The following is a 17,932-nucleotide window of genomic DNA, read 5'->3' on the forward strand; positions in this document are numbered from 1 at the left end:
CGTTCCGTCGCGGCGCGAGCGGGTCGGGACGCGGTCACAGCCAGTGCAGCGTGATGCCCTGGGTGGCGAGCCAGCGTTCGAAGTTGTGATCGTGCGAGGCGATGCCGTCGACGACGGCCGTGGCCCGTTCGAACGCGCGCTGTGCCGTCTCGGCCGACACATGGCCGGCCGCATGCGCGGCGAACAGTTCGTCGACCCCGCGCAACTCGCAGACGTGGCCGTTGCGAGCGACGATATCGATGTAGTGGTATTCGGCGCGCCAGCGCTTCGGCTCGATCTTGGCGAAGTTGCCGATATAGATGTGATAGATCGGATCGCGATCGTGCGCCGCGTTGACGTGGTGCATCGTGACGCGGATCGCCTGCTCCGGCAGCAACCAGGTCTCGGTGTAGCGGTAGGGCGGGGTATCGGCAGCTCGTACCAGATACAGTCCCCACGGTTCGACGTGATAACTGTCGACCGAATGGACGAAACCGCGGGAATCGGTTCTGGTGAGATCGGCGATGTCGAAATATTCGACGTGCGGTCTATGCGCCGCCGTATCCGATGGGGGCACCGGAATCGGTGTTTTTCGGCCCGGAATGTTGCGATTCGACGGCATTGGGCTGACTCCATTGGGCGCGGCAGTGCGCAGAGTCCGGGTGACACGTTCAGCGAGGAAACCGGCCATAACACTTGCCCTTCTCGACTTCCGACCGGATCAGCGTACACCCGGGCAACCCCCTCCGGCGGGGTGAAAACGACACGCAATTCCCCTGATTCGGCCGTGTCGTTATCGACGAGGCGGCTTGCGCTACCGGACATTTCGGGCATTTGGTCAGTTGATTCACAGCCGGGTGAGTGGTTGCCGAAGTAGTGCTCCCGCAGTCCTGGCAAACCTCCGGCCCGAGTGTGGCGCCGGGCCGGATTCCGCGCCGGCGGGGGCGCCGGTGGCCGAACGGGTGGCGGCAGGTTGGGCGAAATGTCGAATTATTCTGCGCGCCAGGGATTCCGGCCCATGGTTGGCGAAAGATGGTGCGATATTTCGGATTGTTCGAAATGTCCGAAAAGGTCGGCCGGGAATTGCGTTCCGGAGAGCGTGCCTGGGGGCGAAATGGTTGGAATTCAGCGTGTTTCGAGGGGGTGGATTCGGCGCGCCCGCCGGCGGGATCGACGCCCGAGCGCGGCCGGCTCCCACCTTCGGTGGGTGATGTCGGGCGCTCCGGGTGCGACGGTGTGCCGGCGGGGCCCGTGACCCGGTCCCGGCGCCGAGGAGCGGGGGCGCATGTTTTGCCTCGCGGTTGCCCGCACGGCCGGATTCACCCCACGCGATCCGACGGGCGGCCCGGGTCCGAGCCAGGTGCGAGACCCACCGCACCGATACGCAGTCGTGCCCGGAAAACAAATCTCCGGGCGTGTCGCTGTGCCCGCGGTCACGGCGCCGGTACTTGTCGGTGGGGCGGCCTACCCTGGTGACCATGGCTTTCGCAACGGAGATCCCCGCGGATTCGGACGCACCCGGCGGGCAGCCGCTGGCGCATTCGGAATTCCGGCCGATCGGGTCGATCGAACGCTCCGACGGGCGGTTCGAGGTCGTGAGCGAGCATCAGCCCGCCGGTGACCAGCCCGCCGCGATCGCGGAGCTGGAGCGGCGGCTCCGGGCAGGGGAGAAGGATGTGGTGCTGCTCGGCGCCACCGGTACCGGTAAGTCGGCGACCGCCGCCTGGCTGATCGAGCGGGTGCAGCGACCCACCCTGGTGATGGCGCCGAACAAGACGCTGGCCGCCCAGTTGGCCAACGAGCTGCGCGAGATGCTGCCGCACAACGCGGTGGAGTACTTCGTCTCCTACTACGACTACTACCAGCCCGAGGCCTACATCGCGCAGACCGATACCTACATCGAGAAGGACTCCTCGATCAACGACGATGTGGAGCGGCTACGGCATTCGGCGACGTCGAGCCTGCTCTCGCGCCGCGATGTGGTCGTGGTCGCCTCGGTCTCGTGCATCTACGGCCTGGGTACGCCGCAGTCGTATCTCGATCGTTCGATCCAGCTGGAGGTGGGTAGCGAGGTCGACCGCGACCGGCTGCTGCGGCTGTTGGTCGACGTTCAGTACACGCGCAACGACATGGCCTTCACCCGGGGCTCGTTCCGGGTCCGCGGCGATACGGTCGAGATCATCCCCTCCTACGAGGAACTCGCGGTGCGCATCGAGTTCTTCGGCGACGAGATCGAGGCGCTGTACTACCTGCACCCGTTGACCGGCGATGTGGTGCGTCAGGTCGACACGCTGCGTATCTTCCCCGCGACACACTACGTCGCCGGGCCGGAACGAATGGAGCGCGCGGTCGCCGATATCGAGACCGAACTCGAGCAGCGGCTGGCCGAACTGGAGCGGCAGGGCAAACTGCTCGAGGCCCAGCGGCTGCGGATGCGCACCCAGTACGACCTGGAGATGATCCGGCAGGTCGGGTTCTGCTCCGGGATCGAGAACTATTCGCGCCACATCGACGGCCGCCCGGCCGGGTCCGCGCCGGCGACGCTGCTCGACTACTTCCCGGAGGACTTCCTGCTGATCATCGACGAGTCGCATGTGACCGTCCCGCAGATCGGCGGAATGTACGAAGGCGATATGTCGCGCAAGCGCAACCTGGTCGAATACGGATTCCGGCTGCCGTCCGCCGTGGACAACCGGCCGCTGACCTGGGAGGAGTTCGCCGACCGCATCGGCCAGACCGTATACATGTCGGCGACCCCGGGTCCCTACGAACTGGGCAGCACCGGCGGTGAGTTCGTCGAGCAGGTGATTCGCCCGACCGGCCTCGTCGACCCCCAGGTGGTGGTGAAACCGACGAAGGGGCAGATCGACGATCTGGTGCACGAGATCCGGCTGCGCACCGAGCGCGACGAGCGGGTGCTGGTCACCACCCTGACCAAGAAGATGGCCGAGGATCTCACCGACTATCTACTCGGACTGGGGGTGCGGGTGCGGTACCTGCACTCGGAGATCGACACCCTGCGACGGGTCGAGCTGCTGCGTCAGCTCCGGTTGGGCGAATACGACGTGTTGGTCGGCATCAACCTCCTGCGCGAAGGTCTCGACCTGCCCGAGGTGTCGCTGGTGGCGATCCTGGATGCCGACAAGGAGGGCTTCCTGCGCAGTAGCACGAGCCTCATCCAGACGATCGGCCGCGCCGCCCGCAACGTGTCCGGTGAAGTGCACATGTACGCCGACAAGATCACCGACTCGATGCGGCAGGCCATCGACGAGACCGAGCGCCGGCGCGCCAAGCAGATCGCCTACAACGAGGCGAACGGCATCGATCCGAAACCGCTGCGCAAGAAGATCGCCGACATTCTCGATCAGGTGTATCGGGAGGCGGACGAGACGGAGGTCGAGGTCGGCGGCTCGGGCCGCAACGCCAGTCGCGGCCGTCGCGCCCAGGGGGAGCCAGGCCGGGCCGTCAGCGCCGGCGTCTACGAGGGTCGCGATATCGCGAATATGCCGCGCGCCGAACTGGCCGACCTGGTCGCCCAGCTCACCGATCAGATGATGAACGCCGCCCGCGAACTGCAATTCGAGCTGGCCGGCCGGCTGCGTGACGAGATCGCGGATCTGAAGAAGGAGTTGCGGGGGATGGATGCCGCCGGGTTGAAATGAGCTCCCGGACAGTCTCTTTCCCGCGAACGTGGCGGTGCCCCGGTCGGGCCGGGGCACCCGCGCGGCCCGGATCAGCCCTGGGTGGCCATCCATTCGTCCACCCGCCGCTCGGCCTCTTCGCGGGAGACGTCCTCGATCCGCGTCATGACGACCCACCGATGGCCGAACGGATCCATCACCAGGCCGTAGCGGTCGCCGGTGACGAAGGTCTGCGGTTGCTCGACCCGGGCCGCGCCGTGCGCCTCGGCGCGGGCCACGACCGCGTCCGCGTCGGGGCAGTAGTGCACGATGCTGGTGTGAACCCAGCCCGATTCGGGTGCGCGCACCCCGTGGTCGGGGATCGGCATACCCACCTGGATCGTCGAATCGCCGATGGCCAGTTCGGCGTGCGCCGCCTGACCGTCGGGAAGGTCGTTGCGGCTCAGCACCTTTGCGCCGAAGACCGCGGAATAGAACTCGATGGCCTTGTTGCCGTCCGGCACCGCGAGGAAACAGTTGATGGCGTGATAGCCCTCGGGGATCGGGTTGACATCGTTGCTCATGCCCACCACTTTCGGCGAAGCCGCCGCGAAGATCTTGTAAGAACGCGACCGGCGCCAGGAGGCGGCCGTGTCGCGGGCTGACGCTCGGCCGCAACCGGCTGCGCTGCAGCCGGTTCCGGTGCCGCCGCCGGAGGTGACCAAAGGGATCCTGCATCCGCGGGAGCAGGCGCGTTACCGCCGCCTGGAACGGTTCCCGGCCGGGCCGGTCACGGCGGAGTACGTCGAGTGGTATTGGTCGGTGTCCTGGGATCTGCGCGGCCGCGAGCCGTATCAGGCGCAGGTGTTGCCGTTTCCCTCGATCAATGTGACCTTCGAGGACAGCGACACCCGCCGCGGCGGATTCGTCAATGGCGTCAGTACCGCCAAGTTCGTCCGGGAATTGTCCGGCCGGGGGCAGACCTTCGCCGCCAAGTTCCGGCCCGGCGGTTTCGGCGCCTTCACCGGCGTCGACGTGGGTGCGCTGCGTGATACGGCGGTCGAGCTGACCGAGGTGCTTCCGGAATCCGCCGGTCTGGCCGAACAGGTGCTCGCGGCCTCCCATGCCGAGCAGCGGCGCGCGATCGTCGACGCCTTCTTCGCCCGCGCGGTACGGCACACCGAGCCCGATGACACCTATCGGCTGGTGCTGCGCATCATCGCGGCGATGGAAGCCGACCGCGATCTCACCCGCGTCGATCAGGTCACCGACCGGTTCGACATCCCGGTCCGGACCCTGCAGCGGTTGTTCCGTCGCTATGTCGGCGCCGGACCAAAATGGGTGCTGCGCCGCTATCGCCTGCAGGACGGTGCGCAACTGCTGGCGCAGGGCCGCACCGACGACCTGGCGGCGCTGGCGCTGGATCTTGGCTATTTCGATCAGGCCCATTTCAGCCGCGAATTTGCGAACGAGATCGGAATGGCACCGCTGGAATACGCCCGCGCCTCGTTACTGTCACAGCACGCCACACCGCAGTAGCCGGCCCCGGAGCGATGATCCCCCGTGGATCCGGGGGCGGGGAATATCGGGAACCATAAGTAGTTGAATTCTGTACTACCAGCCCGGCAGTAGCGCTGCCGGTCGACAGAGGAGTTCGCGATGAGTGTTCTGGTATTGATCGGGCGCATCCTGTTCGTCATCCTGTTCGCCAGTTCGGCCATCGGGCATCTGACCCAGGCGGATGCGATGGCGGGTTACGCCCGCAGCAAGGGTGTTCCCATGCCGAAGGAGGCCGTGCTGGGGTCGGGCGTGGTCCTGCTGCTCGGTGCGCTGAGCGTGCTGCTCGGCGTCTGGGCCGATCTGGGCGCGCTGTTGCTGTTCGTATTCCTGGTGCCGACCGCATTCCTCATGCATCCGTTCTGGAAGGAATCCGATGCGCAGGCCAAACAGGGCGAGATGATCCATTTCAACAAGGATCTGGCGTTGGCGGGCGCGGCGCTGATGCTGTTCGCCTTCTTCGCGCACGTCGACGATCTCGGCGCCACAATCACCGGTCCGCTATTCCACCTCGGCTGAACGTCGCACAGTCACGCAATTTCGTAATCCCGGTAATTGCGCGGCCATTCCATCGGGCCGCGGTTCCGTGACCGACAGCGCGAATTGTGAGTTCTCACGAGTGGCCCGGCCGCCGTTCGTGTGCTCGGGGCAATCGGCGGGCGGGCAAATGGAGAATGTGTTGTTGTGACGAAAATCCCAGTGCCCCAACCAGGTTCGGCGCTGCGATGCCGGTCGCATCCGGCTTGCGCCGCCGACCGCATCGGCGCTGGTGAGGCGGGTTCGGCCGGCCTTCCGACGCGGTCGGTGTGGGATGGGTGGCGAAGGGCACCGGGTGTGATGTGTTGCGATTTCTGAGGATTCCGGCTCGATAACGGTTATGGTCTAGCGCAGTTGCCGCGCGTGTGTTTCTGCTCGGAATTGCGCGCCGGCATCCGCCCACTTGTACGTTTGGAGGAAAGATGACCGCCTACCGGTCCATTGTCGTCGGTACCGATGGCTCGGACTCGTCGTATGTCGCTGTCGAGAAGGCCGCCGCATTGGCCGGCGACGCGGGCGCCACCCTGTACGTCGCGTGCGCGTACTACCCGACCGACGACCGCGATGTGGCCGCCGCGGCCGACGTCCTCAAGGACGAGGCCTATCAGGTGCGCGGCTCCGCCCCGACCAACGAGATCCTGCGGGTCGCGCGGGACAAGGCCGTCGCCGCCGGCGCGACCAACGTCATCGAGAAGGCCGTTGTCGGCGAACCCGTGGAATCGCTGCTGAATCTGGTCAAGGAGGTCGACGCCGATCTGCTGGTCGTCGGTAACCGGGGCCTCAACACCCTCACCGGCCGCCTGCTCGGCTCCGTGCCGTCGGACGTCGCCCGCAAGTCTCGTAGCGACGTCCTCATCGTGCACACCGTTCGCTGACCCGCCGATCGTCCCGGCCCGGGGTGCTCAGCGCAGTGCGCCGAGGACCTCGGGCAGCGCGCCGGTGTGCACGACCGATAATCGCTGCGTCGCGCGAGTGAGCGCCACGTAGAGATCGTTGAGGCCGCGCGGCGATTCGTCCAGGATCGCCTGCGGTTCCACCAGTACGACGGCGTCGAATTCCAGGCCCTTCACCTCCGCGACCGTCAGCACCCGGACGGAATCGCCTGCCAGCGAAGCGAATTCACCGACGGTCGCATGCGGGGCGAGGACGGCGGTGATACCCGGCCGCTCCGCCTCCGCCGCCACCAACTCGGTGACCGCGGCGAGCGATCCACCCACCGGCACCTGCACCGCCCGCGGCGGGAAGCCGGATTCGCGCACCGACCGCGGGATCGTCGCCTCCGGATCGATGGCCGCCAGCACATCGGCGGCCACCGCCATGATCTCGGCGGGGGTGCGGTAGTTGACCGTCAGTTCGGTCAGCTTCCAGCGTTGGGCGACATACGGTTCGAGCATTCGCTGCCAGGACGAGGCACCGGCCGGATCGCCGGTCTGCGCCACATCTCCGACCACTGTCACCCAGCGGTTCGGGATCCGTCGCATCACCATTCGCCAGGCCATCTCCGACAGCTCCTGGGCCTCGTCGATGATCACGTGGCCGTAGGTCCAGCTCCGATCGCCCGCCGCGCGTTCCGCGGTGGTCTGGCGATTGCGCACATGCTGGCGTTCGGCGAGTTGGCCGGCGTCGATGAGGTCGTAGGCCATCAGGATCTCCGGATCCAGATCGTCTTCGAGGTCCTGCGGCGCCGAACCGGTCAGGATGTCGAGCGCCTCCTGGGCCTCGGCCAGCTGCGCCCGCCAGCGGCGTCGCGACCGCTCCCGCTCCTCGGCGTCGTCGATGCCGAGCAGTTCGGCCAGCTCGTCGAGCAGCGGCGCATCGGCGGCGGAGAATTCGGGCTCGCCGCCCGGTCCGGCGGCGCGGAACAGCTCCTTGCGGTCCTCGGCGCTCAGCTTGTCCGCCGCGCGGGCCAAGCGCTGGGGGTCGGCCCACAGCTCCGCCAGCACCTGTTGCGGGGTGAGGATCGGCCACAGCTGTGCGATCGCGTGCTGGATACCGGCGTCGGCGCGCATCTCGTCGCGGATCTCGGTGAGATCGGCCTGGCTCAGCAGATTGCGGGCGTTACCCGCGGGCCGGCGGCCGGCGGCGGCATCGGCTTCGTCGACGGTGTCGGCGAACTGGTCCTTACCGATGATCTGAGCCAGCTGATCGGTCAGCGCGTCGACCACCGCCGCCGCGAAGATCGGGCGAGCGAGGTTGTGCGGCCGCCGGGACGAGCGCGCCCGGCCCCGGGCCCGGGTGGCGATCTTGCGATCCAGCGTCAGCTCGTACCCGTCGAAGTCGAGGCGGACCGGTTCACTCGGGACCTCCTGCCGGTCGCGCACCGCCTTCTTCAGCACATCGATCATCTCCAGCGAACCCTTGAGCTCGCCGGCGCGCAGCGAATCCTCCAGTGTCGCTTCCACTCCCGGATAGAGATTGCCGATAGTGGAAAGCAGCACCCCGGTTTCCCCGAGCGAGGGCAGCACCTGGCCGATGTAGTCGAGGAAGGTCGAATTGGGTCCGATGATCAGGACGCCGGCCTTGTCCAGCTGCTGGCGGTAGGTGTAGAGCAGATAGGCCGCGCGATGCAGTGCCACCGCCGTCTTCCCGGTGCCCGGGCCGCCCTGAACGACCAGCACACTGCGGTGCTCGGAGCGGATGATGGCATCCTGCTCGCTCTGGATCGTCTCGACGATATCGGTCATATGCCCGGTGCGAGCGGCGTTGAGGGCCGTCAGCAGGGCGCTCTCACTGCCGACCCCACCGTCGTCGGAATCGATGGCCCCGGCGCGGCGCGCGGCGTCGAGATCGAGATATTCGTCGCTGATCCCGGTGACCGTGCGGTTGCGCGACCGGATGTGGCGGCGGCGGGTCACCCCGTCGGGCGCGGCGGTGGTCGCCAGGTAGAACGGGCGTGCCAGCGGCGCCCGCCAATCCAGCAGCAGCGTGGCGTAGTCGTCCTCCTCGTCGAGGATGCCGAGCCGGCCGATGTAGCGGTATTCGCCGTCGGCCGTGTCGGAGCTCGCCTCGGCCGCCAGATCGATGCGGCCGAAACACAGACCGTTCTCGGCGGCATCGTATTTCGCCAGGTCCTCGGAGTAGAGCTGGGTGAACGATTCGCGCTCGCTGCGAGCCTGCGGCGTCCCGCCGGATTCGAGCAGTACCGTGCGCAGCCGGCGTTGAGCGTATGCGCGCATCCCGTCCAGCCGCTCGTAGAGCAGGCTGAGGTAGCTCTGCTCACGCTCCAATTCGGCCGCACGGTCGCCGGCCGGGCGATCCTCGGTGAGGCGATCGGGCAAAACGGAACTCCTTGTCACCACAGGGCCGAGCCGGCCGCGCGCGAAGAGAACGGAATCGTCGAGTCTAGTTCGGCTTTCCCGGACTTGCCGTATCCGCAGGTGAACGCGGTGCCGACCCGGTAGTGAAATAGTGCACCACCGGACCGGAACGGTACTAGGGCGCTCAGGAGGCGTGCGTATTGTTCGGTCGCCGCCCCAGGGCGCTGCTCTCGGAGGTGGCCGGTTTGGCGCGGTACATCGCCAGGTCCGCGTCGTGCAGGACCGCCTCCGGGGTGCGCGGGTCGCCCGGCTGTAGCGCAGTGACGCCGATCGAGGCCTCGATGTGGATGCGGTGTCCCCGGGCGATGATCGGTTCCGCCATCGTCTGGCGCAGCCGGGCGATCAGCCCGTCCAGGTCGGCGGGCTGGGTTCGGCCCGACAGCAGCACCAGGAATTCGTCCCCGCCGATGCGGCCGACCACATCGTCGGTACGCAACCCGCGTTGCAGGCGCTGGGCCACGATCTGCAGCACGGTATCGCCGATGGCATGGCCGAGGGTGTCGTTGATGGATTTGAATCCGTCGAGATCGATGAACAGCACATTCGAGACCGGAGCCTGTTCGTCGACACCGAGCGCGGTCGCCAGCCGGGAGAGCACCAGTGAGCGGTTGGCCAGCCCGGTGAGCGGGTCGTGGGTGGCCTGGTACTCCAATTGCCTTCGGCTGGCACGGAATTCGGTGACATCGTTGAACGAGGACACGGCCGGTGAATCGGGCGCGCCGGGATTGAGCAGACGGCTCGAACCCGACAGCCAGCGGCGCTGCCCGTCCGGGCGGTCCACGCCGAAGACGTAGCGGGAGATGGTCTCGCCGGTGGCGAGGGTCCGGGCCACCGGATGATGGTTCGGCGCCAGCGGCTGGGCGTTGGAGTCCAGCAGGGACAGCGGCAGCGAGTCGATGCGCCGGCCGACCAGGTTGTCGCCCTCGTGGCCGAAGATGCGCAGTGCGGCGGGGTTGATCGATTCGATCCGGCCGTCGCGGTCGATGACGACCACACCCTCCTCGAGTTGTGACACCACGGCGGTGAAATGTTGTTCGGCGCGGCGCTGGGCGGCCTCGGCCCGCCGCTGCGCGGTGAGGTCGTGGATCACCACCTGGTACGCGAGCCGGTTCTGCCAGACGGTCAGCACGGATACCGTCTCCACGTCGACCGCTCGGCCGTCGCACCGGATCAGCGTCATCTCCGCGGTCTCGGAGGCATCGCCGGTCTGGTGCAAGCGGGCGATGCGCTCCATCATCGCCGGTACGTCCCGATGCGCCACGAACTGGGTCACCGGGTGGCCGACCACCTCGTCCACGCCGGACGCGGCCAACAGTCGCACGATCGCCGGATTCGCGTACACGACGACGCCGTCCTCGTGGACGACGACCCCGTCGGGACTGTGCTCGACCAGGGTGCGGTACCGCTGGGCGAGCTGTTCGGCATCGATCACGGCGTCGGTCCGGTTCTCACCTGCCTCAACCACATGTAACCCCCTGATCATGGACTGTTCAGGTCAATCGGCGCACGGATCATTCTCATGGTGACGCATGAGGGATCACAGCGCCTGTGATATTGGTTCGGTCACAGTTCGAGTTCTTCATCGGGCCTGTGAGTGATCATGACAGGTGGCCGATTCCATTGTGATCAGGAACGGTACGCTGTCGGGTTCGGGTTCGAGACCGGAGGCGGTGTCGGACCGGGCGAACGCCGGGCGCATCAGCCGGGCCGGGTGTAGGAGCAGGAATGCCGAGCACGATCCCGAGATACAGACAACACTATCAAGATCGTATGCCGATCGCGGGTATCGGCGTGGTCAGCGGTTACGGCTGGGGCCGGGAGACGCTGTGGCGTGGTCTGAACAGCGGTAAAGCGGCCGCCGGCCTGTACCCCGGTTACGGGCCCGACCGCGACGAGTACGCCTGGGTGTCGGTGGTGCCCCCCGGCGGCGACGAATCCCTCGGTCCGAGCCGGTACGCGCGTGCGGTCCAGGAGGCCGCCCGGGAGGCGATCGCCGATGCCACCCGACGCGGCTGGCGGCCGGGCGGCACGGTCGGGGTGGTGCACGCGATCGTGCTCGGCGATGTGCGCGACTGGCAGGACTTCTACACCGCCGACGGGGGCCGGCGCCGGACGCGGGACTACCTGCGGCTGCTGCCGTCCACGCCGATCTCGGTGCTGATGCAGGAATTCGGCTTCCACGGCCCGTCGATGAACGTCTCCGCGGCCTGTAGTTCCGCCAACGTCGGCCTGATCACCGCGCAGATGTGGCTCGACCAGGGCTTCGCCGACGACGTGATCTGCGTGACCACCGATCTGTCCGCGAGTCCGGAGATGGTGCACCACTTCGTGCAGATGGGCGCGGCGGTCGCCGATGCCGAACCCCTCGACGCCTGCCGGCCGTTCCAGGCGGGCAGCCGCGGCTTCAGCTTCGGTGAGGCGTCGGTCGCGTTCGTCCTGTCCCGCCGAGCCGACCGACCGTACTGCGCGGTGCTCGGTGGGGCGATGACGAATGATGCTTATCACGTCGTCTCCGTGGACCCGGGGATCGAGCGGATACTGGAGTGTGCACATCAGGCCCTGGACCGGGCGGGCGTGCGGCCTGCGGAGGTCGCGTACTACAACGCCCACGGGCCCGGGACCCACCAGTCCGATGCCGCCGAGCGGATGCTGCTGGCGCAATTGTTCGACGATCGCCCGCAGATCTATTCGATCAAGCCGCTGACCGGGCACTGCATGGGCGCGGCGGCCGGCGTCGAGATCGCGGCGGCGGCGCTGGGCTACGAGCGCGGTGTGGTGGCGGCGCCACCGATCGTGGCCGAGGCGCACCCGCGCCTGCTGGACGGGCCGACCCCGTTCGAGGGCGGGGTCACCGTCAAGACCTCGCTCGGGATGGGCGGGCACAACTCCGTGGTCGTGCTCGGACCGGCGGACTAGTCGCCGCCGGGAACGACGCCGGCGCCTGGCCCGGACCCGGCGCCGCATCGAACTTGTCGGTGGGTGTGCTTAGCATGGCGGCTGGGGGTGATTCTGGACGCCGAATTTCGATCGAGAAGGGACAGCCGGTGGCGGATCTGTTGACCGTGCGCGGAGCTCGGGAGCACAACCTGAAGGGAGTGGACCTCGACCTGCCACGTGACAGCCTGATCGTGTTCACCGGGTTGTCCGGCTCCGGGAAGTCGAGCCTCGCCTTCGACACGATCTTCGCCGAGGGACAGCGCCGCTACGTCGAATCGCTGTCGGCCTATGCCCGCCAGTTCCTCGGGCAGATGGACAAGCCGGACGTCGACTTCATCGAGGGTTTGTCCCCGGCGGTGTCGATCGACCAGAAGTCGACCAACCGCAATCCGCGCTCGACCGTCGGCACCATCACCGAGGTCTACGACTATCTACGTCTGCTCTACGCCCGTGCCGGTACGCCGCACTGCCCGACCTGTGGTGAGCTGATCGCCAAGCAGACTCCGCAGCAGATCGTGGACCAGGTGCTGGAGATGGAGGCCGGGACCCGCTTCCAGGTCCTCGCACCGGTGGTGCGCACCCGTAAGGGCGAATTCGTGGACCTGTTCGACCAGTTGAACACCCAGGGCTACTCCCGGGTGCGGGTGGACGGTGTGGTCTATCCACTCACCGAGCCGCCGAAGCTGAAGAAGCAGGAGAAGCACGACATCGAGGTCGTGGTGGATCGGCTCGCGGTCAAGCCGAGCTCGAAACAGCGCCTGACCGATTCGATCGAAACGGCATTGCGGCTGGCCGACGGCATCGTGGTGCTGGATTTCGTCGATCGCGACGAGCACGCGCACGACCGCGAGCGGCGGTTCTCCGAGAAGCTGGCCTGCCCCAACGGCCACCCCCTGGATATCGAGGATCTGGAACCGCGCTCGTTCTCGTTCAATTCGCCCTACGGCGCCTGCCCCGACTGCGCGGGCCTGGGTATCCGCAAGGAGGTCGACCCGGAGCTGGTGGTGCCGGACCCGGAGCTCAGCCTCAACGAGGGCGCGATCGCGCCGTGGTCGCGCGGACAGACCGCCGAATACTTCAACCGGTTGCTGTCCGGCCTGGCCGAAGCCATCGGATTCTCGATGGACGCCCCGTGGAATAGCTTGCCGCTCAAGGCCCGCAAGGCGGTGCTGGAGGGCAGCTCCGATCAGGTGCACGTGTCCTACACCAACCGCTACGGCCGCAAGCGGTCCTACTACGCGGATTTCGAGGGTGTGATGCCGTTCCTGCAGCGGCGACTGGAGAGCACCGAATCCGAGCAGATGAAAGAGCACTACGACGGGTACATGCGCGATGTGCCGTGCCCGGTGTGCCAGGGTGCGCGGCTGCGGCCGGAGATTCTCGCGGTCACCCTCAACGCCGAATCCGGTCGCCGCTCCATCGCCGAAGTGTGTGATCTGTCGATTCGCGACTGCTCGCGTTTCCTCAACTCGCTCGAGCTGGGTGAGCGGGAGGCCGCGATCGCGGGTCAGGTACTCAAGGAGATTCAGGCCCGGTTGGGGTTCCTGCTCGATGTCGGCCTGGAATATCTGACCCTCTCGCGGGCGGCGGCGACCCTGTCCGGTGGTGAGGCGCAGCGTATCCGGCTGGCCACCCAGATCGGCTCGGGCCTGGTCGGCGTGCTCTACGTGCTGGACGAACCGTCGATCGGTCTGCATCAGCGGGACAACCGCCGACTGATCGAAACCCTCACCCGGCTACGGGATCTCGGGAACACCCTGATCGTGGTCGAACACGACGAGGACACCATTCACGCCTCGGACTGGGTGGTCGATATCGGCCCGCTCGCCGGTGAACACGGCGGTCAGGTCGTCTACAGCGGTCCGTATCCCGGACTGCTCGCGGATCCGAATTCGCTCACCGGCGCGTATCTGTCGGGCCGGGAGGCGATCGAGGTCCCGCTCATGCGGCGGCCGGTGTCGAAGAAGAAGCAGCTCACCGTCGTCGGCGCGAGCGAACACAACCTGCGGGGCATCGACGTCGCCTTCCCGCTGGGCGTGCTCACCTCGGTCACCGGCGTCTCCGGCTCGGGTAAGTCGACACTGGTCAACGACATCCTGGCGACCGTCCTGGCCAACAAACTCAACGGCGCGCGGCAGGTGCCCGGCCGGCACACCCGCATCAACGGACTCGATCATCTGGACAAACTGGTGCAGGTCGATCAGTCGCCGATCGGCCGGACGCCGCGCTCGAATCCGGCCACCTACACCGGAGTCTTCGACAAGATCCGGACGCTGTTCGCGGCTACCACCGAGGCCAAGGTGCGCGGTTACCAGCCGGGGCGGTTCTCGTTCAACGTCAAAGGCGGCCGTTGCGAGGCCTGTTCGGGCGACGGCACATTGAAGATCGAGATGAACTTCCTGCCGGATGTGTACGTGCCGTGCGAGGTGTGCCATGGCGCTCGGTACAACCGGGAGACGCTCGAGGTGCACTACAAGGGCAAGACCATCGCCGAGGTGCTGGATATGCCGATCGAGGAGGCCGCCGAATTCTTCGAACCGGTCACCTCGATCCATCGGTATCTCAAGACCCTCGTCGATGTCGGGCTCGGTTATGTGCGCCTGGGGCAGAGCGCGCCGACGCTGTCCGGTGGTGAGGCGCAGCGGGTGAAGCTGGCGGCGGAACTGCAGAAGCGGTCCACCGGTCGTACCGTCTACATCCTCGACGAGCCCACCACGGGTCTGCACTTCGAAGACATCCGCAAACTGCTCGGCGTCATCAACGGTCTGGTGGACAAGGGCAACACCGTGATCGTCATCGAGCACAACCTCGACGTGATCAAGACCTCCGACTGGGTGATCGACATGGGGCCCGAGGGCGGGTCCGGCGGTGGCACGGTGATCGCGCAGGGCACGCCGGAAGATGTTGCGGCCGTGGCCGAGAGCTACACCGGGCAGTTCCTGCGCGAGGTGCTCGGCAAGCCGGGTGCCGCGGCGACCACAAGCACCAAGGCGAAGAAGCCCGCGGCCAAAACCGCAGCGCGCAAGACCACCGCTCGCCGCCGGACCGCTGCGGTCGGCTGATGCGGCGCGCTGCGCGACCCACCGGTCTCCGGCGGGTCGCGCAGAGCCGGCACCGTGCCCTCCGCGGGTACCGGATCAGACGGCGTCCCAGCTCTCCGCCCCGCGCCGGCGGCCGAGCTGGCGACGCCGGAAGAAGACCTCCTCCACCGAAACCGAACCGGCCGCCACCGCTGCGGCGATCGTGGCCAGCCGCGGATCGTCGTTGCGTTCGTCCAGATGCCATTGCACACCGGCGCGGCGTTCGGGCGGCAGTGCTGCCCAGATGCTGCCAATGCGCGCCTGCACCGAACGGTCGCCCGCCGCAACGATTTCCAGTAGCGCGGGCCACAGATCGGCCTCGGTCGCATGCGACGGCAGCGTCGCGATGAGGGCATCCGCCTGCTGGGCGAACATCCGGGCCAGTTCCGGGCGCAGCGCACCGTCCGTCTGCGCCAGCACAGCGAACAGACCGCGCCACGGCGCCGGGTCGGAGCAGTCGGCCAGCCCCTGTACCAGGGCGGCGGCCACCGCGGTATCGGCGAAGATCGGCAGCCTGGCGATCGTGGCCACGGCGGGCGGGTGCATGGCGGCGAAGAAGACGGTCAAATCCCGGACCGCGTTCCCGTGGATCGCGGTCACCACCAGATCGCACAGCGCGCCGGGCGAACCCACCTGGACGGCGATATCGCCAACGGCCGCAACGACATCGGCGTCGCAGCGGGCGAAAATAGACAGCGCGGCCAGGCACAGTTCCGGTGAACCGTGGAGCACCGTGTGCAGCATCCGCGGCATCCGGCGGGCCGGGCCGGTGAGCAGCTGACGCAGCACGGAGGTCAGTGCGGTCGTGGAGTACGCGAACGATGCCGAGAAGATCAACCCCTCGTCGTCGGGGACGCCGCGTTCCACCGCCGCGATCAATCGCGGGGTGGCGTAGCCCAGAAACGGTCCCGCCGTGATGTAGTCACGGCGGCGCAGCACCTCGTTGAGGATGTGCACGATCGGCTCGGGCGGCGCGATATCGGCCAGTTCGCCGACGGTGCGGGGGTCGAGGTACGGCGCGCAGTCGGCGGCATAACCGACACCCAGCAGCGCCACGGTCTCGGCGGCCTTCTTCGGGTGGTCGATGCCGACCGCGCCGGCGGCCCGGCCGGTCAGCGCCGGTGGCACGAGCTTCTGCACCAGCGGCATCGAGATACTGAGCGGGATGATCGGCACCAATCGGCTGATCCGCCGGAAGGTTTCGGCATGTTGGTCGAAGATGATCGCCGCCATGCGCTGCTGAATATCGTGCAGGTGGTGTGCGCCCAGTCGTTCGAGGTGGGCGATCCGTTCCGGCGGAACGTGCAGGGTGCGGGCCAGCAGGATGAGTTGTGCGCGGGTTACCGGATCCGTCATCAGTCCAGCAGATTCCCGAACATGACCTTCTTCGCCGGTCCCCGCAGCGGTCGCGGCAGGGCTCCGATCATCGCATCCACTGCGTGCGAGAGGCCCTGCGCCTCGGCACGTTTGGCGGCGGCGAACAGGGCCGCCAGGTCGGCGCATTCCGCATCGGTCAGCAGATCCGTGGCGGGCAGTGGCCCGCCGAGTTCGTTGTCCAGATCACCTCTGGCCGTCATGGTGCACCCCGGTATCTTCGCTTCTTCCGCTGGAACGTACCCACGGAGACCTCGGGCGAATCATAGAAGCGATCTATGGGACGCCGGGGCGAAATGTGGTGGCTTTGGGCCACTTCACCGCCGCACCCGGCCGTGCTCGAGGACGACAACGAGACCGCGCGAACGACCGCGGGACTGCCGCGTGCGAATCGAGCCGTGGAACCTGCGACGATCGAGAGATGGCGATTCCGACTGCATTCACCGAACTCCTCCGCGTCCGGCATCCGATCGTGTCCGCGCCGATGGGTGGTGAGGCCGGGGGAGCGCTGGCCGCCGCGGTGTCCGAGGGCGGCGGCCTCGGTTTGATCGGCGGCGGTCGCGGCGATCGGGATTGGGTCGAGCGGGAACTGCGCCTGGTGACCGAGAACACCACGGCCCCATGGGGAATCGGATTTCTGAGCTGGGCGATCGACCGGGCCGTGCTCGAGCACGCGCTGGCCTGGCAGCCGGCGGCGGTGCTGCTGTCGTTCGGCGACCCGACGCCGCTGGCGGCGACGGTTCGAGACGCCGGGGCGATTCTCATCGCGCAGGTCACCGACGTGACCGAAGCGCAGGTGGCGTTGGATGCCGGTGCGGAGGTGCTGGTGGCGCAGGGCAGCGACGCCGGCGGGCACTGCGCCGCCGCGGGAATCGGAACGCTGTCGTTCGTGCCGACGGTCGTCGATCTGGCCGGGTCGGTGCCGGTCCTGGCGGCGGGCGGTATCGCCGACGGGCGGGCGATCGCGGCGGCGCTGGCCCTGGGCGCCGCCGGCGCGATGCTCGGCACCCGCTTCGAGGCCACCCACGAGGCATTGGTGACCGGTCCGGTGAGCAAGGCGTTGGTCGATGCCCGCGGTGCCGACACCGAGGTGAACTGGACCCTCGATATCGCGCGCGGCGCGCCCTGGCCGGAGAAGTATCCCGCCCGCACCCTGCGCAATGCCTTCCTCGACCGATGGCGCGGTCGAGACGACGAGTTGCGCGCCGACGAGGCCGCCCTGCGCGAGTATCGCGCGGCCGCCGCCCGCGACGATGTTGCCGCCGTCCCGGTCTGGGCGGGCCAGGCCGTCGACCGCGTCGCCTCGATTGCCTCGGCCACCGAACTGGTCGGCGAGCTGGCGGCGGACACCGAAGCGGCCCTTCGTCGTATTTCCTTGCGCGGCAACTGATTGCGGCCGGCCCGGCCCGGCTCCACTCCGATGCGCGGCACCTGTCCGGCTGTCGAGTGAGCCCCGGCCTTGACGGCCCCTGTCGCCGGGCGTCATTATGAACACACGTTCATGAACAAGTGTTCATAATGCGGGAGGAGA

The 17,932-nt window shown here is 67.6% G+C and carries 13 protein-coding genes; 7 read left to right on the forward strand and 6 right to left on the reverse strand.

The window, feature by feature from the left end:
* Positions 1–34 precede the first annotated feature (34 nt).
* Entirely contained in the window at positions 35–601 is a 567-nt protein-coding gene (locus tag ON37_RS09565; RefSeq protein ID WP_210741939.1) for a DUF402 domain-containing protein, read from the reverse strand.
* 856 nt (positions 602–1,457) lie between these two features.
* Here ON37_RS09565 and uvrB point away from each other — a divergent pair.
* Positions 1,458–3,641, forward strand: a complete 2,184-nt coding sequence (uvrB, locus tag ON37_RS09570; RefSeq protein ID WP_040718572.1) for an excinuclease ABC subunit UvrB — start codon at positions 1,458–1,460, stop codon at positions 3,639–3,641.
* 71 nt (positions 3,642–3,712) lie between these two features.
* On the opposite strand, the gene ON37_RS09575 is transcribed toward uvrB, so the two are convergent.
* Entirely contained in the window at positions 3,713–4,183 is a 471-nt protein-coding gene (locus ON37_RS09575; RefSeq protein WP_040718510.1) for a VOC family protein, read from the reverse strand.
* Between the two features lie 67 nt (positions 4,184–4,250).
* Between ON37_RS09575 and ON37_RS09580 the strand changes: the two genes are divergently transcribed.
* From ON37_RS09580 to ON37_RS09590, 3 genes are all read left to right on the forward strand, one after another.
* Entirely contained in the window at positions 4,251–5,138 is an 888-nt protein-coding gene (locus tag ON37_RS09580; protein WP_245553131.1) for an AraC family transcriptional regulator, read from the forward strand.
* A 120-nt stretch (positions 5,139–5,258) separates the two neighbouring features.
* Complete coding sequence (locus ON37_RS09585; protein ID WP_040718512.1) at positions 5,259–5,675, forward strand: DoxX family protein; 417 nt, start codon at positions 5,259–5,261, stop codon at positions 5,673–5,675.
* Between the two features lie 440 nt (positions 5,676–6,115).
* Entirely contained in the window at positions 6,116–6,568 is a 453-nt protein-coding gene (locus ON37_RS09590) for a universal stress protein (RefSeq protein ID WP_040718513.1), read from the forward strand.
* A 27-nt stretch (positions 6,569–6,595) separates the two neighbouring features.
* Here the strand turns inward: ON37_RS09590 and ON37_RS09595 are convergent, their stop codons facing one another.
* Positions 6,596–8,971 (reverse strand): HelD family protein, encoded by a 2,376-nt coding sequence (locus ON37_RS09595; protein WP_051031393.1) that lies wholly within the window; start codon positions 8,969–8,971, stop codon positions 6,596–6,598.
* A gap of 163 nt (positions 8,972–9,134) precedes the next feature.
* The gene (locus ON37_RS09600) at positions 9,135–10,475 is read right to left on the reverse strand and encodes a diguanylate cyclase domain-containing protein (RefSeq protein WP_306306468.1); all 1,341 of its coding nucleotides are present in this window, start codon (positions 10,473–10,475) and stop codon (positions 9,135–9,137) included.
* 305 nt (positions 10,476–10,780) lie between these two features.
* On the opposite strand from ON37_RS09600, the gene ON37_RS09605 reads away from it, so the two are divergent.
* Together ON37_RS09605 and uvrA are read left to right on the forward strand one after the other, a co-directional pair.
* Positions 10,781–11,926 carry a beta-ketoacyl synthase N-terminal-like domain-containing protein gene (locus ON37_RS09605; RefSeq protein WP_040718515.1) on the forward strand — a complete coding sequence of 382 codons (1,146 nt, stop codon included), beginning with the start codon at positions 10,781–10,783 and terminating at the stop codon, positions 11,924–11,926.
* A gap of 128 nt (positions 11,927–12,054) precedes the next feature.
* A complete protein-coding gene (gene uvrA / locus ON37_RS09610; RefSeq protein ID WP_040718516.1) occupies positions 12,055–15,009 on the forward strand; it encodes an excinuclease ABC subunit UvrA in 2,955 nt (984 codons plus the stop codon).
* A gap of 75 nt (positions 15,010–15,084) precedes the next feature.
* Here the strand turns inward: uvrA and ON37_RS09615 are convergent, their stop codons facing one another.
* Together ON37_RS09615 and ON37_RS09620 are read right to left on the reverse strand one after the other, a co-directional pair.
* A complete protein-coding gene (locus ON37_RS09615; RefSeq protein WP_040718517.1) occupies positions 15,085–16,383 on the reverse strand; it encodes a hypothetical protein in 1,299 nt (432 codons plus the stop codon).
* Positions 16,383–16,604, reverse strand: a complete 222-nt coding sequence (locus tag ON37_RS09620) for a hypothetical protein (protein WP_040718518.1) — start codon at positions 16,602–16,604, stop codon at positions 16,383–16,385. The genes ON37_RS09615 and ON37_RS09620 overlap by 1 nt, the downstream gene beginning before the upstream one ends.
* Before the next feature lie 218 nt (positions 16,605–16,822).
* Here ON37_RS09620 and ON37_RS09625 point away from each other — a divergent pair, with 218 nt between their 5' ends.
* Positions 16,823–17,791 carry an NAD(P)H-dependent flavin oxidoreductase gene (locus ON37_RS09625; protein WP_040718519.1) on the forward strand — a complete coding sequence of 323 codons (969 nt, stop codon included), beginning with the start codon at positions 16,823–16,825 and terminating at the stop codon, positions 17,789–17,791.
* The last annotated feature ends 141 nt before the right edge of the window (positions 17,792–17,932 follow it).

The sequence above is a fragment of the Nocardia veterana NBRC 100344 genome (assembly GCF_000308855.1).
GTDB lineage: Bacteria > Actinomycetota > Actinomycetes > Mycobacteriales > Mycobacteriaceae > Nocardia > Nocardia veterana.